The organism is Pseudomonas sp. MYb2 (genome assembly GCF_002979955.1).
Classification (GTDB): Bacteria; Pseudomonadota; Gammaproteobacteria; order Pseudomonadales; family Pseudomonadaceae; genus Aquipseudomonas.
Window position 1 is genome coordinate 102082 of record NZ_PCQC01000008.1, and the last position, 16615, is coordinate 118696.

Consider the following 16615-nt stretch of genomic DNA (forward strand, 5'->3'; position numbering starts at 1 on the left):
TACCTGCTGGCCAGGCTATTAGCCAGCAGCATCCCAAACCGCGCGAGATTCTAACAGCTTGAAGCGGTTTGCGTTATATCCGCTTCTTCAGTGCTTATATCCGGTTCTTCAGTGCATAGAGCATTTCGAGCGCACGGCGTGGCGTCAGGTCATCCAGATCCAGTTTAGCCAGTTCATCGAGTACTGGATGCGGCAGGCTGGCGAACATGTCGCTTTGTTGTGGCGTTGCCGGTTTGCCCTTGGCGACCGGTTTCGGTGCTTCATGTGGCAAAGCAGTTTCTTCCAGTCGGCTCAGGTGCTCGCGGGCACGTACGATCACTTCGCTCGGCACACCGGCCAATTGCGCCACTGCCAGACCGTAGCTCTGGCTGGCAGGGCCGGGCAGCACGTGGTGCAGGAAGACGATGCGTTCATTGTGCTCGGTGGCGTTAAGGTGGACGTTGGCCACCAATGGCTCGGCTTCCGGCAACACGGTCAGTTCGAAGTAGTGCGTAGCGAACAGCGTATAGGCACGCAGGTGTGCCAGGCGCTCCGCCGCAGCCCATGCCAGCGACAGACCGTCGAAGGTGCTGGTGCCGCGACCGACTTCGTCCATCAGCACCAGGCTGCGTTCGGTAGCGTTGTGCAGAATGTTGGCGGTTTCACTCATTTCGACCATGAAGGTCGAACGGCCGCCCGCGAGGTCATCACTGGAACCGATTCGGGTGAAGATGCGATCCACCAGCGACAGTTCGCAACTGGCCGCTGGTACGAAGCTGCCGATATGCGCCAGCAGCACGATCAAAGCGGTTTGCCGCATGTAGGTGGATTTACCGCCCATGTTCGGGCCGGTGATCACCAGCATGCGCGTGTTGTCGTCCAGGCTCAGGTCGTTGGCTACGAACGGCGTGGTCAGCACTTGCTCGACCACCGGGTGACGACCCTGGGAGATGCGCATGCACGGCTCGCTGACGAAGCGCGGGCAGTTCAAATCAAGGTTGAGCGCGCGCTCGGCAAGGTTGCTCAGCACGTCCAGTTCGGCCAGCGCGCCAGCGGTATCCTGCAACGGTGGCAACTGGCTGATCAGGTCCTCCAGCAGCGCTTCGTAAAGCATCTTTTCGCGGGCGAGGGCGCGGCTCTTGGCCGACAGCGCCTTGTCTTCGAATTCTTTCAGCTCAGGCGTGATGAAGCGTTCCGCACCTTTCAGTGTCTGGCGACGGATGTAATCCGCTGGCGCCGACTCGGCCTGCTTGCTCGGCAATTCGATGAAGTAGCCGTGAATGCGGTTGTAGCCGACTTTCAGATGGCTCAGACCGGTGCGGGCTTTCTCACGGGCTTCCAGATCGATGAGGAACTGGCCGGCGTTTTCGCTCAGCGACTGCAGTTCGTCGAGTTCGCTGTCATAGCCGGTTTTCAGCACGCCGCCGTCACGGATCACCGCCGGCGGATTGTCGATGATGGCTTTATCCAGCAACGCCGCCAGTTCCGGGTAGGTGCTGGTGATGGTCGCCAGACCTTGCAGGTGCGGCGCTTCCAGATCGGTCATCGCCACTTGCAGTTCAGGCAGTGCGCCAAGGGCGTCGCGCAGCCGGGCAAGGTCACGAGGCCGCGCGTTGCGCAGGCCGATCCGCGCGAGAATTCGCTCGATGTCGCCGATTTCCTTGAGCTGTGGTTGCAGCTTTTCGAAACGATAGCGATCGAGCAGGCAAGTGATCGAGGTCTGGCGCGCCAGCAATACCGTCAGATCGCGCAACGGGCGATTCAGCCAGCGGGTCAGCAAACGGCTGCCCATGGCGGTCTGGCAACGATCGACCACCGATTGCAGGGTATTGTCGCGGCCACCGGCGAGGTTGGTGTCGAGTTCAAGATTGCGGCGGCTCGCACCGTCCAGTACCACGGTGTCATCCAGGCGTTCGTGGCGCAGGCTGCGCAGATGGGGCAGGGCGGTGCGCTGGGTTTCCTTGGCGTAGGCCAACAGGCAACCAGCGGCGCCGATGGCCAGGGTCAGGTTCTCGCAGCCAAAGCCCTTCAGGTCTTGGGTGGAGAACTGCTGGCAAAGGCTTTTCAACGCCGAATCACGCTCGAAATCCCACGGCGCACGACGACTGACGCCACGGCGTTTTTCCGCCGGCAGGTCCCTTGGCCAGTCATCCGGGATCAGCAACTCCACCGGATTGATCCGCTCCAGTTCCGCCAGCAGATTCTCCCAGCCTTTGATTTCCGACACGCTGAAACTGCCGCTGGTGATGTCCAGCACGGCCAGGCCGAACAGACGCTCGTCACCCAGCAACGCAGCGATCAGATTGTCGCGGCGCTCATCGAGCAACGCCTCATCACTGACCGTACCCGGCGTGAGGATGCGCACTACCTGACGCTCCACCGGGCCTTTGCTGGTTGCCGGGTCGCCGACCTGCTCGCAGATCACCACCGACTCGCCAAGCTTGACCAGTTTGGCCAGATAACCTTCCGCCGCGTGATAAGGAATCCCGCACATCGGAATCGCCTGTCCCGCCGACTGCCCGCGTGCCGTCAACGTGATGTCGAGCAACTTGGCGGCCTTCTTCGCGTCTTCGTAGAAGATCTCGTAGAAGTCGCCCATTCGGTAGAACATCAGCTGATCCGGGTGCTGATTCTTCAAGCGCCAGTACTGCTGCATCATCGGAGTATGGGAGGACAGGTCTGAAATAGCTTTATTCATCAGGGGTTTAGCTTTACCGGAAAAAGTGACAAGGCAAAAACGGGGTCGTTTGCATCTACGAAATGGCGAGTGTTTGCCAGCGATGCGGCCCGTGGGTTGATTCAGTGGGGCTGAGTATGAAGTTTTTTTGAGGTGGATGCAGCAACGCACGGCCGCTTGGGTTGGCATTGTGTCCTATAGTGCCGAAAAGCTATCGAATGATCGGAATTCGAGGATTGCAGATCAGTTGAGGATGCAGCTTGGAACAATCAGAGGGCATCGGCTCACAAGCGTCAGCGAGCGATTGTTACTACGATGCAGAAAAAATGACCCTCAGCCGGGCGCGGCAGGCAGCGGTGCTGGGCAGCAATGAAAGCGACCTGCTGTTGGCACTGATAGCCGGCGTGACCGATAAGGAACAGCTCATCTCCAGGGTCTGGGGGGAGCGGGGGCTGGTGATTTCCGACAGCAGTTATTACAAGACGCTGCACATGCTCCGCGCGCATTTCGCTCACGTCGGGTTACCTCGGGACAGTCTTAAGACCTTGCCTCGCCGTGGCGTGGTGCTGTTGTGTGAAATTCGGTTGGTTAGCGCGCAGACTCAAGCCTCTGAGTCGCCGCCAGCGCTGGTAAATGATGCTGAACCCTTCATCGTCTACGCTCCCACGGTGAAAAAGCCATTCAGTCGTTACTGGCGCTTCCTTTTGCCGACAATCCTGGTGCCAGCGATTGCTCTTCCGGTCTTTTACGCTTATCTGGTGGTTAAAAAACCTGCTGATCTGGAGGAGTGGAAACTCATCTGGCAAGAAGGCGAAGCGAAATTGTATGTAGAAGAAAGTGAAAGAATGTCCAAAGAGGATATTGTCAAAGCGCTCAGCGAGTTCGAACCTCCCATTGTATTGTCCGATATTAACTACTATGTGCGAAAACCGCTCTCCCAATTACTGGTCAAGTGCATCAAGCCGGAAAGCAAAGGGGAGGCCATATGCGTGAACTACCAACTCGTTGGAAAAAAATAATCGCAGTGATTGCTGCCTTGTCGGTATTTATCTTTGGTGCTCTGGTTGTAAAGCATTTTTATTTGCTCAGTCGCGATATTCCAGGCGCACCTTGTTTTGCATCCATTGATTTTGTCCATACTCATGATCACAAAGTTCGTTGGCATGGCGTTGGGGAAATGACGATCGACCCAAGGGAAGGCGCTCTCTATGTGCACTACGTCGTTAAAACCCCTGAAGGCAAAGTCTATACTTATGATCGTAAGTTCGAAATTGTACTAACGCATCTGGATACTTCCAGGTTTCTGTTCAAGACGCGTTCGATTGTAAAGTTTGATGCGGACACCGCCGGCGATGAGCTTCCGTTTATGGAAAGAGGCTTTCAAGGTGGTATGGTGACATTCAATTACTTCTCCGATACCGAGTACTACTACAACATTAATAACCTGGTCAACGGCGTATGCCACGTCCCTCGCTAGGGAGAATCCCCGGGGTGCAAGGCCTCTGGGCGATTAAGTAAGACTGAGTAAGACGCCAGTAAGGCCTCAGCGCTCCTGCGTTGTTAATGTGATTCGAGTCAGGCCAACAGCCCCTGCGACTGCCGGAGAGTCAGCGCAGTTTGGCTATTAGTTGCCTTGAATAACATGACGATGTTTAGGCTGTTGAGGAACGTTATAGATGCTCTGGTTTTGCCTGCGCAGTTCTCATGGAACCAAGTCTCCCGCCTGGAAGCGATCAATTGCAATTAACCGGGAAGGTATTGTGTTTGTGCCAGCGGTGATTGCTGGAAAAGAAAAGGATGTGAGTCTTTTCACATTGTGTGATCGCACGCCTGTTCTGCTGTGTTTCGATCATGTTTACGTACCAGTGGCGTGGATGGTCAAGCATTTTCCAACGTGTAGAGCTCGCTGTCGCGACATGATGATGGCGGCACTTTCTGGCGTACAAGAAACGTTAGGTTGCCGTAATGCATGGTCTCGGGTGAGCAACTTCCGTGGCCGTGCTGGAGAAAAAAATTATCTGGGATTTGTCTCGTGAGACCGAATCTTTTTTGCAATCTGTCTCTGCTGATTGTTAGCGTTTTAATCATCGATAGTGCATGGGCTGGTGTGCGAGAAAGTTGCGCGCAGCGGCGTACCGAACTTTTGTTGCAGATTGAGCGCGCTGAGGCGGCGGACAATTTGTATCGCAAGTCCGGTCTAGAGCGGGCACTTGCCAATGTCGAGCGCCATTGCCAAGAACCCTCCGCGCAAGATGACCGTTCAAGCGCCATCCAAAAGGCCGCAGCCGAAGTGCGACGCAGACAGAACTTTCTGGAGGCCGCGCGTCAGTACGGTGATGTGAAAGTCATCAAGAAACAGGAAGCCAGGCTCGAACGGGCTCAGACAAAACTGCAAAGGCTTATGGATGAGTAAAGAGTCAATCACCGCCAAAGATTCGCAGGGGGGGGCTCTTTCTTCAACCCTGCAATTCAACGTGTTCATCAGTGACGCCGGGAAATCGAATATGAAAAACATCCTTATTTTTTCTTCAGTCTTTACTTCTGCTGTGCTGATCTCTGGCTGCACCGCCACCGACTGGGTGCACGCTGCCGGGGGAATCATGGGCGCCAAGGACGATTACGACAGGAAGGCCAGAACCGATCGACTTAAAAAAGCCAATGCTGCCGCACGTCGCGTCAAAGGCTGACCACACGTTGGAGCTGGGCCGTTATTCAATGCAGAATGATGGCCCGGCAATATCGTTTTGCAGCTGAATTCATATTTATGCGTTAATTATGCAAATCAGCATTTGTCTTAACGAATAACTTCAAGCACTATGCGCGTTATGCAAAAACGCAACGTAGCCTCCGTCTTAAGAGCACTGCTCGACCAGCACGGGATCTCCCCCACGGAGCTCCACCGTCGCACCGGCGTGCCTCAATCAACTCTCTCGCGAATTCTCAGCGGGAAGATCGTCGATCCCTCGGATAAACACATCTCGAAGATCGCCGAGTACTTCGCCGTGAGCACCGATCAATTGCGCGGGCGCGCGGATGTCACGCCGTCGGCCGGTGCCGTGCGTGATGACGTGCACGCGGAGCTCAAGGACATAATGCTGTGGGACGACGATACGCCTGTCGATGATGACGAGGTGTCGGTGCCGTTCCTTCGCGAGGTTGAATTGGCAGCAGGATCAGGAAGATTCGTCATCGAAGAGAGCGAGCGCTCTAGCCTGCGCTTCGGCAAGCGCAGCCTGCGCCATAATGGTGTGCAGTTCGACCAGGCCAAATGCGTGACTGTACGCGGCAACAGCATGTTGCCGGTGTTGCGTGATGGCGCCACTGTTGGCGTCAACGCGGGCAAGTGCGGCATCGGCGACATCATCGATGGCGACCTGTACGCGATCAATCACAACGGCCAGTTACGCGTAAAGCAGCTTTACCGCTTGCCTACCGGCATTCGTCTGCGCAGCTTCAATCGCGATGAGCATCCGGACGAGGACTACAGCTTCCAGGAAATCCAGGAAGAGCAAATCGTCATCCTTGGTCACGTCTTCTGGTGGGGCATGTACGCCCGCTGATCTGATCGACTTGAAATGAAACCCGCCCTCCCGGCGGGTTTTTTTTCGCCTGCAGAAAACCCTCAAAGCCTTTCTGGACGGGGCCTCCATGCATCCGTGCATTTTCAGCGCATAAATAAATGCATTTATGCATTGACTGTATATGCATCCATGCATATTCTTGCCACCAAGCCGCTCGACAAAGCGGCTGGCAAGACAAGCTCTTTAGTTCCACAAGAACAGGCAGCGATGAACCGGCCTCAACGGTTCAGAGGGTTGGCAACTGACCCGGGTGTGCAGCGTAAAGCACCAGAAGCAGTTATCCGGCGGGCAGGGACCGCGGTCGGAAAAACAATTTGAATGGACTCGTACCGCGCCAGTAGCGCCGAAAAGTCAGCTTCCTTCTTGAACACAGGATTTGAAGGAAGGCGAAGGAGCGCATTACTGAAAAGCCCGGTGCATCACCGGGCTTTTTGGAATGCCTGCCAGGTTTCATCACTGCAATACCTAATGGATGTTCAACACTTTTTCGGAACGATCAGAGCAGGTACCGGAAAAAACAGAGGCAAGGACAATGAATCGTTACGTTTTGGTCGGGGCTGTTTATAAAACGGGTTATCAAGTGGCCCTGCAAATACTGGAAACGGAAGACGCCATGCCCACCACGCTCCCGGAAGGAGTATCGGATGCGTGGTGGTATGACATCACCGGTTACACGACCGCTCATGTCGGATGGAAAGTCTTCAACCTGGATGAGGAGGGCCTGCTGTTCGTCGAGCCGACAGAGCAAGAACACCTCAAAATGACCACAGCCCGCATGCAAGAACGGTTTGACATCGCTGCGCAATGGATAACGTTCAATCCGTTGCAATATCAGGTAGACCTTGGCGTTGCAACGCCAGCGCAAGTAACGGCGTTAGCGCTTTACAAGCAGTACTGGGTCGCCATCAGCGAAGTCAGGAATCAGTCTGGCTATCCATCCTCGATCAACTGGCCAGTGGCTCCCTTCTAGTCGAAAAAACGAGAGCGCATTACTCAAAAGCCCGGCCCGAGCGCCGGGCTTTTGGGAATGCCTACCTCAAGAGAAAACGATTGAACCCAACACACATCACTCATCAATCACCCCCGGGAGGCGTGACATGACAAGCGAGCAACAAGCGTTGGCGGACATGCCGATCTGGCTGGTCATCCTCCTGGCCGTCGTCGGCGGGGTGTCCGGCGAAATGTGGCGCGCCGACAAGGAAGGTGCCCGCGGCTGGTCGCTGCTGCGGCGACTGGCCTTGCGCTCCGGCGCCTGCATGATCTGCGGTGTGTCGGCGATCATGCTGCTGTATGCCGCAGGACTTTCGATCTGGGCCGCTGGCGCGTTTGGTTGCCTGACAGCGATGGCTGGCGCCGACGTCGCCATCGGCTTGTACGAGCGCTGGGCCGCGAAGCGCATCGGCGTCTGCGAAGTCCCGCCCCGCGACCAACCTTAACCGTATTAATTCTCCGTGCCTCCATTTCGGCGGCAGGGCTGCGCGTGGACGCTCGAAAAGGAGGTCATGTATGCCCACACCGATCCAGCAGCCGTCGCAACTGTTCACAGCCATCGCGACGACACTGCGCAACACTGCCGGTCTCAACCTCAATGTAGGCAATCACGATGATTTCACTGCCGCGGGCGATCAAGCCTGGGTGTTGATCGACTTCGATCGCAATGCAAGCGGAGTGCGCGCCGCTGATGGGCGCATAGCTCATGTCATGACGGTGTCCCTGCAAGTCATCCCGGCCCTTGTCGCCAGCGCATTCGCGGCGTGCGATCTGATCGCTGTGTTGAAAAACCTGATCACCGACAACGCTTGGACTTTGCCCGGCGACCAGTGCGATCTGCCAATGAACATCGATGGCTTGCCGTCATTGCTCATCCGCGCCGACCAGCAATACAAGGCCTGGACCCTGACGTTCAACCAGACCCTCTACCTCGGCCCGACCTTGCTCGATGATCCGCTGGGTACGCCGAAATTCGCTCGCACCTGGGAAGTCAGCAACATCGACGACCCCGAACAGTACACCGCGCTGGAGGCCTGACCAATGTTCGACGCATTACTGCGCATGCAACTGGGTCCGATCATCGAGCGCCTGGCCGAAATGGAAGCCGAAATCGACGACCTGCACCGCCGCGCCGAAAGCTTCTGCCGCATCGGCATTTGCCAGACCGTCGACGCTGCGAGCAACACCTGTCAGGTCAGTCACGGTGGCTTGCTCACGCCAGCCATCAAGTTTTTCAATCCGAGTGCCGGTGCGCAGAGTGAGTCGCGGATTCCGACCGTGGGTGAGCAGTGTCTGTTGTTCAACTACGGCAGCGGCGAAAGCGGCGCACAGAGCGTGGCGTTGTTCGGCTTGAACAGCGACCGCTTTCCGCCAGCCTCCACCGTGCCGACGCTGACCCGTCGAGTACATCAGGACGGCAGCGAAAGCGGTTACGACGACGCCTCGCACACTCTGCACTGGCAAAACGGCCCGGCAGCCTTCAGCGGTTCACGCGATTCGCTGGAGCTGAGCATCGGCCTGGCCCGGTTAGCGATGACACCACAACTGATCACCCTGCAACTCGGTGCCGTCGGCCTGACCATCGACGCCTCGGGCGTGCACTTCAGCGGCCCCTTGGTCGATCACCAGGGCCGCGTCATCAGCCCCTGATTCAAGAGCCTTCCATGATCGGAATCGATAGAGACAGCGGGGCCACGGTCGACGACTGGCTGCAGTTTGTGCAGCGCGCGACCCGGGCCCTGACTACGCCGCTGGGCACCCGGCAAAAACGGCCCCTGTATGGCTCGTTGATCCCCTCGCTGCTGGGGCAGAACCTCGGTGACGACGTTCTGCTTCTGGCCCAGAGCCACGCGGCGCAAGCGTTCTATAACGCGCAGAACGGGATCAGCGATTTTCAGCCGCAAGTGATCGTCGCCAGTCGTCAGGGCGCCGGCCTGTTATTGCGTTTCGCCGGCACCTGGAAAAACCGTCAACAAACCTTCGAGGTCGTGACATGAGCATGTTGATCCCCGGTCAGAATCAATTGGCCGAACCCGCGCTGATCACCGTTGAAGCCTTCGAAGATCTGCTCTCCGAGTTCCAGGCTTTCGTCATCGAATACGTCGGAGCGCGCTCGCCAGAAAGTGCCGCGAAACTCAAGACCAGTCTGGAAAACGAGAGCGAACTGCTGACGCTTGCGCTTGAAGCTTTCTGCGTGCGGTTGCAAACCCACGAGCGCAAATACAACGCTCGCATCAAACAGATGCTGGCGTGGTGGGCGACCGGCAGCAACCTTGATGCGCGGCTGGCGGACATGGGCCTTGAGCGGCAGTTGCTCGATCCCGGCGATCCGGCGGCATTCCCGCCGGTGCCGGCGATTTATGAAAGCGACGACGACGCTCGCTTGCGTTATTACCTGGCGCCCCATGCGCCGGCAGCAGGTTCGCGGATGCAGTATCGCCGCGAAGTCTTCACCCTCGGCGAGCGTCCGACGGTGCAGGTCGAATCCACCGAGGCAGGTGTGGTGAATGTCACTTACACCTTCAACCCGGACGGCCTCGCTGCACAGGTCAAGGATGGCAATGCTCGGCGCACGGCACCGGGCGAAGTGCAGGTCACTGTCCTGTCCCGTGACGGTGATGGCACGCCCTCCACGACATTACTTGACGGTGTTCGTCAGCACTTCTCGCGACCGGATGTTCGACCGGAAACGGACCTCGTCACCGTCAAGGCTGCTGACATTCAGCGCTACAAGATTCGCGTTGTCGCGAAGATCAATTCCGGCCCCGATTCGGGCCTGACCAAGGTTGCTGCGCAAGCGCAGTTGCAGGCTTACGCCGACAGTTGCCATCGCCTCGAAGGCCGGGTCGATCCGAGCTGGATCGACTACACGCTGCACAGCGCCGGTGCCGTGCAACTGCAGATTCTTGAACCGCTGGCGCCGATCGTGACCACGGCGTTTCAAGCGCCGTATTGCACGGCGGTCGAGGTTGAGGTGCTGACGCTATGAGTGAAAAAACTCAGCGCCCCACACTGCTGCCGGCCAACAGTTCGGCCCTCGAACGCGGCCTGGATCTGGGTTTCGGCGCACTGCTTGATCGCATCGTGCCGCCGTTCCCCGAACTGATGAACCCCGCAGAAACCCCGGTCGCTTTTCTGCCGTATCTGGCAGCGGATCGCGGTGTTGCTGAATGGAGCACCGCCGCACCGGAGGCAGAAAAGCGCCTGACCGTTGAACTGGCCTGGCCCACCGCGCGCCAGGCCGGCACTCGCAAGGCGCTGGAAAACGCCGCCAAGGGTTTGCAACTGCGCCCGGAAATCCGCGCCTGGTACGAACAGACACCGCCCGGTGCGCCGTACAGCTTTTCCGTACGAGCCTTCAGCGACCAACCCTACAGCGAAGAAATCGACGCCCGTCTCGACCGGCGCCTGGCAGATGCCAAGAGCGAGCGCGATGTGCTGACGGTCTCCGTTGGCTTGAGCGCTTTCGGCAATCACGTCATCGGCGCCACGACGTTCTGCGGCGAACTGACCACGGTTTATCCGGTGTTCATCGAAGGGCTCGCAACCTCGGGAGAGGCATTCATGGCCGCCGGCATGTACACCGTCGAAACATCCACTATTTATCCTCAGGGGGCCTGAATGGCTGACTATTACACCCTGCTCACCAACGCAGGGATTGCCTACGAAACGGCGTGCAAGGCCGCGGGCACGCCGATCAAGTTGACGCAGATTTCCGTCGGCGACGGCGGCGGCTCGGTCTACAACCCGGCCGCGACCGCCACCGCGTTGAAACGCGAAGTCTGGCGCGGGCCGCTCAATGCGCTGTTCCAGGACGAGAAGAATCCGAGCTGGCTGCTCGCCGAAGTGACCATTCCGCCGGATGTGGGTGGCTGGTATGTGCGTGAAGCGGGGTTGTGGACTGATACCGGCATTCTTTACGCCATCGTCAAATATCCGGAGTCGTTCAAACCGGTGCTGGCCACATCCGGTTCGGGCAAAGAGTTCTACATTCGCTCGATTTTCGAAACGAGTAATGCGTCGCTGGTGACGTTGTTGATCGACGACACCGTGGTTAAAGCCACGCGTGCCTGGGTCATGAGTTATCTCGCCGAAGAACTCGGCAAACTCGATGGCAAGCAGTCGGTGCGTGTTGCTGCATCCAGCAACATCGTGCTGAGCGGTGCGCAGCAAATTGACGGTGTCGCAGTGATTGCTGGCGACCGTGTGCTTGTCGCGAATCAGGCGCTGGCGAAAGACAACGGCCTGTGGATCGTCGCCAATGGTGACTGGGTGCGGGCGACGGATGCCAACAGCAGCGCCAAGGTGACGCCGGGTCTGACGGTCATGGTCGAGGAGGGCACGGCGAATGGAGATTCGTTGTGGCATCTGACCACCAATGCGCCGATTACGCTTGGCACGACCGCACTGATGTTCAAGATGCTCGCGGGGCGAACCGGGATTGCTGCCGGGACGTACAAGAGTTTGACCGTTGATGAATATGGTCGCGCGACGGCAGGTGCGAACCCTGAGACGCTGGCCGGGTTTGGCATCAAGGATTCGTACACCAAGGGTGAAGTTGAGGCGTTGATTGCCAAGGCGTCGGCGTTGCCGGTGGGCTCGATTGTCGCGTTCCCGGTTGATGCGCCACCACCGGGTTTTCTTGAGCTGGATAACAGCGTCAAAAGCAGTGCGACTTACCCGGACTTGAGCGCCTATCTAGGTAGCAAGTTCAACAAAGGTGATGAGGGTGTCGGGAACTTCCGGTTGCCTGAGGCGCGTGGGGAATTCTTGCGCGGTTGGGATCATGGGCGTGGCGTGGATGCTGGGCGTGGTCTCGGCAGTTGGCAGGCCGACGACAACAAGTCGCATGCCCATACGGTCACCCGCATGCAGGCGTTCGCCAATGCCACCGGCAGCAATCCGAGTGCCGTAGTCGTAGACAACGGCAATACGGCCGTAATGACCAATTTCGCAGCAGGCTTCAATAGTTCTGGTGGCGCGGAGGCACGACCTCGCAACATCGCCGTCATGTGGTGCATAAAAGCCTGGAACGCCCCGGTCAATCAGGGAACCATCGATGTCGCCGCGCTGGCCAAGGAAGTAGAACGGCTCAAATCCGCCGTTCCGATTGGCGCTGTTCTCGCATTCCCGACGGGTATTGTCGCTCCCGGTTATCTGGAGCTGGATGGCAGTGTGCAAAGCATTGCGACTTATCCGGATCTGGCCGCCTATCTCGGCACTGTCTATAACAAAGGCAATGAAGGCGCGGGTAACTTCCGATTGCCGGAATCGCGCGGTGAGTTCCTGCGCGGCTGGGATCATGGGCGCGGTGTGGACGCGGGGCGAACTGTCGGTAGTGTCCAAGCCGAATCGTTCAAAGCTCACAACCACCGTTATTTTGATGAGACCGGTGCAACACTTGATCCGGCTGGCGCGTGGCAGGCGGGTAAAGTCAATGGCGCGGCTGCAGTCATATCTACAGGCGCTTTTCTTTCGGCAGTAGATACCGGGGTCACGATGCAAACAGTGACTGCCGTCACGACTGTGGATACCGGTGGGGCGGAAACTCGTCCTCGTAACGTCGCCGTCATGTGGTGCATCAAAGCCTGGAACGCGCCGGTCAATCAGGGAAGCCTTGATATCGCTGCGCTAGCCGTTCTGGGGCAACAAGCGACCGAAATCAAACAAGGCACGGCTAAAGTTTCAACCCAAGAGCAGACCGACTCTGGGGCTGACGACAGCACAATCGTAACGCCTAAAAAACTGCGCTGGGGTTTTCAAATCCTCAAAGCTATCAACGGTTACATCATTTTCCCGTCGTGGCTCGGTGGCTTGATTGTTCAGTGGGGCAGGGCCTCCGGAAATGGCGGTACGGATATTGCCACTGCCTTTCCGATCCCTTTCCCAAATGCCATGTACAGCTTGAATGCCACCTTGAACTACACGCCTGGGTCACCAGTGAACGGGTATGTGGACGTGGGAGTATCAAATCTCACTGCATTCTACGGAAAGCACACATTTCCTGGGGTCACCGTCTTTCATTGGGTCGCGGTGGGCAGTTAAGGAGTAATCATGAAATACGCACTATTCGACGAACATTCGAAATTACAGACCTGTCTGATTGAAGGGGTTCATCAGATCCCCGCGTCAGCCGTCAAAATCGACCAGGACCTGTTTGTCAGGTTGACGCAAGAAACCGATGGTATCTGGCGAAAAGTGGGCAACGAGATTATCAAAGAGCCGTTTCCGCAAGTGGCTCCTGACTATGCGCGGTCAGTCGCTGCCGAGCGTTATGAGCGCGAAGATTCTGCCGTGTCTGTGGACGGTCTATCGATTGCGACCTCGCGCGAAAGCGCGGGGCTGATTTACGGCGCCGGACTTTCGGCGATGCTTGATCCTGACTATCGCTGCAATTTCAAAACACTCGATGGCTTCGTAGAAATTGGAGCGCAGCAGATTCTCGCTATTGCCAAAGCCGTCAGGGCGCACGTTCAGGCTTGCTTCGACCGTGAATTTCAGCTGCTTCAAGCTGTCGAGGCAGGCACTTATGTGGATGCAATGCTGAAAGAAGGCTGGCCTGATTCCGTGCCGGTTACACCAATCTCTGCGCTTCAATAAACGTCCGCACCCTAGGGCGTTTTCTTGTCCGCCCAACAATATTCAACACCCGCCAAAGCCCCTCCCTAAGAGGGGCTTTCCCGTTTATGGAGAAACGAAAAATGGCAACCCGCCAAACCTACACCGTGCTCGTCCCATTCCCCACTGGTGGTGGGCACTGGTCGAGCGTCGGTCAAGACCTTGATCTGCTCGACGTCGAGGCCAGTGCGCTGCACTTCGCCGGTCGACTGGAACTGAAAACCCCCTCCACCCAGGCCAAAAAGGCCGCTGCCAAGAAGGCTGACTGAACATGGCTGAGGTTCTGAACTTCGAGCACAACGGCATTACCGTCAATGCCACCGAATCCCCCGAGGCCATGGGTGGCCTGGGTGACAACGTCATCGGTCTGGTCGGCACCGCGCCGAACGCCGATCCGCTGATTCCGCGTAACGCACCGTTCCGCATCAACAGCTTCACCACCCACGCGCTGCTCGATCCGACCGGTTCGGAAGAGGGCACGCTGTACCACGCCGTCTACCAGATCCTCAAAGTGGTCAAGGTGCCGGTCTACGTGGTCATCGTCGAAGCGGGCGCGACCCCGGCCGACACGGTAAATGCAGTGATCGGCGGCGTCGAGCCATTGACTGGCCGCAAGCTCGGTCTGGCCGCGCTGGGCAGTGTCCCGGAAGACCTGACCATCATCGGTGCGCCGGGCTTCACCGGCACCAAAGCGGTGGCCAGCGAGTTCGCCTCGTTCGGCAAGCGCATCAAGGCCCGTGTAGTGCTGGACGGCAAGGACGCCTCGGTCGCCGATCAAGTGCTGTACAGCCAGGAATTGGGCGGCGCCGATCTTGGTTTCGACCGTTGCCTGGTGGTGCACAACATGCCTGCGGTGTACTCGAAAGCGGCGAAGAAAAACGTTTTCCTGTCGCCTTCCAGTCTGGCGATTGCCGCACTGGCCAAGGTCAAGCAGTGGGAGAGCCCGGGCAATCAGGTGACCTACGCCGAAGACGTGTCGCGGGTCGTTGAATACAACATCCTCGACACCTCCACCGAAGGCGATCTGCTCAACCGCTACGGCGTCAGCTACTACGCCCGCACCGTGCTCGGCGGCTTCTCGCTGCTGGGTAACCGCTCGATCACCGGCAAGTTCATCAGCTACGTCGGTCTGGAAGATGCGATCAGCCGCAAGCTGGTCAAGGCCGGCCAGAAAGCCATGGCCAAGAACCTCACCAAATCCTTCATGGATCAAGAGGTCAAGCGCATCAACGACTGGCTGCAAACCCTGGTCGCCGACGAAACCATTCCTGGCGGCAGCGTTTATCTGCACCCGGAACTCAACAGCGTCGAGAAGTACAAGAACGGCACCTGGTACGTGGTCATCGACTACGGCCGCTACGCGCCGAACGAACACATGGTTTATCAACTCAACGCCCGCGATGAAATCATCGAGCAGTTCCTGGAGGACGTTCTCTAATGTTTACCAACCGCGTAAGACAGGCCATCGCGGCCACCCTGCAAGGCCTGCCGCTGTCGGCGACCGTTGAAGAATTCACCCCGCCGAAGATCGAGTTCGACGTCGAAGAAATGCGTGGCGGCCGCTTCATCGTCGAGGAAATGGCCAAGGGCGGCAAAGCGCTCAACGCCAAGCTGACCCTGCAAGGCCTCGGCGCCGAAGTCATGCTCGCACTCGGCGTGAAGCTGGGCGACGACATCCTGCTGAACGTGCGTGAAGCCGGTCAGGATCAGGACGGCAACACCTGGTTCACCTACCACACCGTCGGCGGCAAGCTGAAATCCCTGGAAGAGACTGCGGTGAAGATGGGTGAAAAACCCAAGACCAATCTCGAGCTGTCCTGCCGCACCTACAACCGCCTGGAAAACGGCGTACCGGTGATCGACATCGACGTGCGCACCCAGAAGTTCGTGCTCAACGGCGTCGACATCCTCGGTGATGCGCGGCGTGCGGTGCTGATGCCGTAAATCACGGCACAACACAAAACCCTGTAGGAGTGAGCCTGCTCGCGATGAGGTCAGTACATGCAACATCAATGTGCTTGAAAGACCGCTATCGCGAGCAGGCTCACTCCTACAAGGGAATAGCGATACTCCCTAAAAAAGAATCACCAAGGAATTCATACATGTCGTGGATGCCACCCCAGCATGACCTGTTGTCGCCGATCACCGGTGACGACGGTTCGCAGATCGAGACAATCCAGCTCAAGCCGCTGTTCTACGCCGCGCAAAAAGAAGCGCTGGAACGCGCCGGCGATGACGAAGACGATCAATTCTTCGAACTGGCGCTGCTCGCCACTGGCCTGTCGGTCAAGGAACTCGACCAGCTCAAGCGCCCGGACTACGTGAGCATCGCCCAGTACGTGCACGAGATGTCGACCCAAACGGCGTCGTACTTTCTCGGCCAGGTCGATGACGCGGAAAAAACCGCCGATCCCGATCAGGTGCAACTGCTGCAACCGCTCGCCGTGACCGGCCGCACCGTGACGTGGCTGAGCCTGGAAATGCCTGTGCTGCGCGCCACCAAAGTGATGAAAAAACTGAAAACGGCCAAGGAGCGCGCCGAGTTCATCACCGCCCATTGCACCGGCCTGATGATCCCCGATCTGGCCCAGTTGACTGTCCCTGACTGGACGCAATTGCAGGTGCGCATCGACGATTTTTTAAACCAGCCGGCGGCCTACTTTCGGAACGCGACATCGAAGTAATCCTCGATATCGTCCCGCTCATTTACCCGGTAAGTGAGGCGGAGATTCTGGAATGGGACGCCGAAAAGGCGTTGCGCCGCTACGAC

21 protein-coding genes are annotated in these 16615 nt (G+C 57.8%); 20 read left to right on the forward strand and 1 reads right to left on the reverse strand.

The genetic code is table 11. The annotated features are described in order from the left end of the window. Window positions 1–94: 94 nt before the first annotated feature. Window positions 95–2665: a DNA mismatch repair protein MutS gene (gene mutS, locus CQ009_RS15875; protein ID WP_177430970.1), complete on the reverse strand. Its 2571-nt coding sequence runs from the start codon at window positions 2663–2665 to the stop codon at window positions 95–97. A 251-nt stretch (window positions 2666–2916) separates the two neighbouring features. Between mutS and CQ009_RS15880 the strand changes: the two genes are divergently transcribed. The 20 genes from CQ009_RS15880 (at window position 2917) to CQ009_RS15965 (ending at window position 16529) form a co-directional block, all read left to right on the forward strand. Next, window positions 2917–3675, forward strand: coding sequence for a DNA-binding protein (locus tag CQ009_RS15880; RefSeq protein WP_105707364.1), 759 nt, complete (start codon window positions 2917–2919; stop codon window positions 3673–3675). Beyond that, entirely contained in the window at window positions 3642–4133 is a 492-nt protein-coding gene (locus tag CQ009_RS15885) for a hypothetical protein (protein ID WP_105707534.1), read from the forward strand. The genes CQ009_RS15880 and CQ009_RS15885 overlap by 34 nt, the downstream gene beginning before the upstream one ends. Before the next feature lie 199 nt (window positions 4134–4332). Next, window positions 4333–4692, forward strand: coding sequence for a hypothetical protein (locus CQ009_RS29830; RefSeq protein WP_146117546.1), 360 nt, complete (start codon window positions 4333–4335; stop codon window positions 4690–4692). After that, window positions 4689–5069, forward strand: coding sequence for a DUF1090 domain-containing protein (locus CQ009_RS15890; RefSeq protein ID WP_105707366.1), 381 nt, complete (start codon window positions 4689–4691; stop codon window positions 5067–5069). The genes CQ009_RS29830 and CQ009_RS15890 overlap by 4 nt, the downstream gene beginning before the upstream one ends. Then, window positions 5062–5343, forward strand: a complete 282-nt coding sequence (locus tag CQ009_RS30230; RefSeq protein ID WP_256585439.1) for a hypothetical protein — start codon at window positions 5062–5064, stop codon at window positions 5341–5343. The genes CQ009_RS15890 and CQ009_RS30230 overlap by 8 nt, the downstream gene beginning before the upstream one ends. Window positions 5344–5481: 138 nt before the next feature. Beyond that, the gene (locus tag CQ009_RS15900) at window positions 5482–6216 is read left to right on the forward strand and encodes an XRE family transcriptional regulator (protein ID WP_064393160.1); all 735 of its coding nucleotides are present in this window, start codon (window positions 5482–5484) and stop codon (window positions 6214–6216) included. Between the two features lie 15 nt (window positions 6217–6231). Then, the gene (locus tag CQ009_RS29835; RefSeq protein ID WP_146117547.1) at window positions 6232–6555 is read left to right on the forward strand and encodes a hypothetical protein; all 324 of its coding nucleotides are present in this window, start codon (window positions 6232–6234) and stop codon (window positions 6553–6555) included. 214 nt (window positions 6556–6769) lie between these two features. Beyond that, a complete protein-coding gene (locus CQ009_RS15905; RefSeq protein ID WP_105707368.1) occupies window positions 6770–7207 on the forward strand; it encodes a tail fiber assembly protein in 438 nt (145 codons plus the stop codon). Between the two features lie 127 nt (window positions 7208–7334). Beyond that, the gene (locus CQ009_RS15910; protein ID WP_038357950.1) at window positions 7335–7673 is read left to right on the forward strand and encodes a phage holin family protein; all 339 of its coding nucleotides are present in this window, start codon (window positions 7335–7337) and stop codon (window positions 7671–7673) included. 70 nt (window positions 7674–7743) lie between these two features. Beyond that, entirely contained in the window at window positions 7744–8265 is a 522-nt protein-coding gene (locus CQ009_RS15915) for a hypothetical protein (protein ID WP_105707371.1), read from the forward strand. Window positions 8266–8268: 3 nt separating this feature from the next. After that, entirely contained in the window at window positions 8269–8877 is a 609-nt protein-coding gene (locus tag CQ009_RS15920) for a phage baseplate assembly protein V (RefSeq protein ID WP_064393156.1), read from the forward strand. 14 nt (window positions 8878–8891) lie between these two features. Next, complete coding sequence (locus CQ009_RS15925) at window positions 8892–9224, forward strand: phage baseplate protein (protein ID WP_007908814.1); 333 nt, start codon at window positions 8892–8894, stop codon at window positions 9222–9224. Next, on the forward strand, window positions 9221–10216 hold the full coding sequence (locus CQ009_RS15930; protein WP_105707373.1) for a baseplate J/gp47 family protein: 996 nt from the start codon (window positions 9221–9223) through the stop codon (window positions 10214–10216). The genes CQ009_RS15925 and CQ009_RS15930 overlap by 4 nt, the downstream gene beginning before the upstream one ends. Then, the gene (locus tag CQ009_RS15935) at window positions 10213–10848 is read left to right on the forward strand and encodes a phage tail protein I (RefSeq protein WP_105707375.1); all 636 of its coding nucleotides are present in this window, start codon (window positions 10213–10215) and stop codon (window positions 10846–10848) included. The genes CQ009_RS15930 and CQ009_RS15935 overlap by 4 nt, the downstream gene beginning before the upstream one ends. Then, window positions 10849–13272, forward strand: a complete 2424-nt coding sequence (locus CQ009_RS15940) for a phage tail protein (protein ID WP_105707377.1) — start codon at window positions 10849–10851, stop codon at window positions 13270–13272. A 9-nt stretch (window positions 13273–13281) separates the two neighbouring features. Further along, entirely contained in the window at window positions 13282–13827 is a 546-nt protein-coding gene (locus CQ009_RS15945; RefSeq protein ID WP_064393151.1) for a DUF4376 domain-containing protein, read from the forward strand. 101 nt (window positions 13828–13928) lie between these two features. Further along, window positions 13929–14114: a hypothetical protein gene (locus tag CQ009_RS15950; RefSeq protein ID WP_095050422.1), complete on the forward strand. Its 186-nt coding sequence runs from the start codon at window positions 13929–13931 to the stop codon at window positions 14112–14114. 2 nt (window positions 14115–14116) lie between these two features. Next, window positions 14117–15283 (forward strand): phage tail protein, encoded by a 1167-nt coding sequence (locus CQ009_RS15955; protein ID WP_105707379.1) that lies wholly within the window; start codon window positions 14117–14119, stop codon window positions 15281–15283. Then, window positions 15283–15789 (forward strand): phage major tail tube protein, encoded by a 507-nt coding sequence (locus CQ009_RS15960; RefSeq protein WP_016985055.1) that lies wholly within the window; start codon window positions 15283–15285, stop codon window positions 15787–15789. The genes CQ009_RS15955 and CQ009_RS15960 overlap by 1 nt, the downstream gene beginning before the upstream one ends. 158 nt (window positions 15790–15947) lie before the next feature. Continuing rightward, complete coding sequence (locus CQ009_RS15965) at window positions 15948–16529, forward strand: phage tail assembly protein (protein ID WP_105707380.1); 582 nt, start codon at window positions 15948–15950, stop codon at window positions 16527–16529. The last annotated feature ends 86 nt before the right edge of the window (window positions 16530–16615 follow it).

Excerpts from the sequence above, each read along its gene's own strand:
- CQ009_RS15885 (WP_105707534.1), top strand. The coding sequence starts at position 3,642 with ATGCGTGAACTACCAACTCGTTGGAAAAAAATAATCGCAGTGATTGCT.
- CQ009_RS29830 (WP_146117546.1), top strand. The coding sequence starts at position 4,333 with ATGCTCTGGTTTTGCCTGCGCAGTTCTCATGGAACCAAGTCTCCCGCC.
- CQ009_RS30230 (WP_256585439.1), top strand. The coding sequence starts at position 5,062 with ATGAGTAAAGAGTCAATCACCGCCAAAGATTCGCAGGGGGGGGCTCTT.
- CQ009_RS15900 (WP_064393160.1), top strand. The coding sequence starts at position 5,482 with ATGCAAAAACGCAACGTAGCCTCCGTCTTAAGAGCACTGCTCGACCAG.
- CQ009_RS29835 (WP_146117547.1), top strand. The coding sequence starts at position 6,232 with ATGAAACCCGCCCTCCCGGCGGGTTTTTTTTCGCCTGCAGAAAACCCT.
- CQ009_RS15905 (WP_105707368.1), top strand. The coding sequence starts at position 6,770 with ATGAATCGTTACGTTTTGGTCGGGGCTGTTTATAAAACGGGTTATCAA.
- CQ009_RS15910 (WP_038357950.1), top strand. The coding sequence starts at position 7,335 with ATGACAAGCGAGCAACAAGCGTTGGCGGACATGCCGATCTGGCTGGTC.
- CQ009_RS15915 (WP_105707371.1), top strand. The coding sequence starts at position 7,744 with ATGCCCACACCGATCCAGCAGCCGTCGCAACTGTTCACAGCCATCGCG.
- CQ009_RS15920 (WP_064393156.1), top strand. The coding sequence starts at position 8,269 with ATGTTCGACGCATTACTGCGCATGCAACTGGGTCCGATCATCGAGCGC.
- CQ009_RS15925 (WP_007908814.1), top strand. The coding sequence starts at position 8,892 with ATGATCGGAATCGATAGAGACAGCGGGGCCACGGTCGACGACTGGCTG.
- CQ009_RS15930 (WP_105707373.1), top strand. The coding sequence starts at position 9,221 with ATGAGCATGTTGATCCCCGGTCAGAATCAATTGGCCGAACCCGCGCTG.
- CQ009_RS15935 (WP_105707375.1), top strand. The coding sequence starts at position 10,213 with ATGAGTGAAAAAACTCAGCGCCCCACACTGCTGCCGGCCAACAGTTCG.
- CQ009_RS15940 (WP_105707377.1), top strand. The coding sequence starts at position 10,849 with ATGGCTGACTATTACACCCTGCTCACCAACGCAGGGATTGCCTACGAA.
- CQ009_RS15945 (WP_064393151.1), top strand. The coding sequence starts at position 13,282 with ATGAAATACGCACTATTCGACGAACATTCGAAATTACAGACCTGTCTG.
- CQ009_RS15950 (WP_095050422.1), top strand. The coding sequence starts at position 13,929 with ATGGCAACCCGCCAAACCTACACCGTGCTCGTCCCATTCCCCACTGGT.
- CQ009_RS15955 (WP_105707379.1), top strand. The coding sequence starts at position 14,117 with ATGGCTGAGGTTCTGAACTTCGAGCACAACGGCATTACCGTCAATGCC.
- CQ009_RS15960 (WP_016985055.1), top strand. The coding sequence starts at position 15,283 with ATGTTTACCAACCGCGTAAGACAGGCCATCGCGGCCACCCTGCAAGGC.
- CQ009_RS15965 (WP_105707380.1), top strand. The coding sequence starts at position 15,948 with ATGTCGTGGATGCCACCCCAGCATGACCTGTTGTCGCCGATCACCGGT.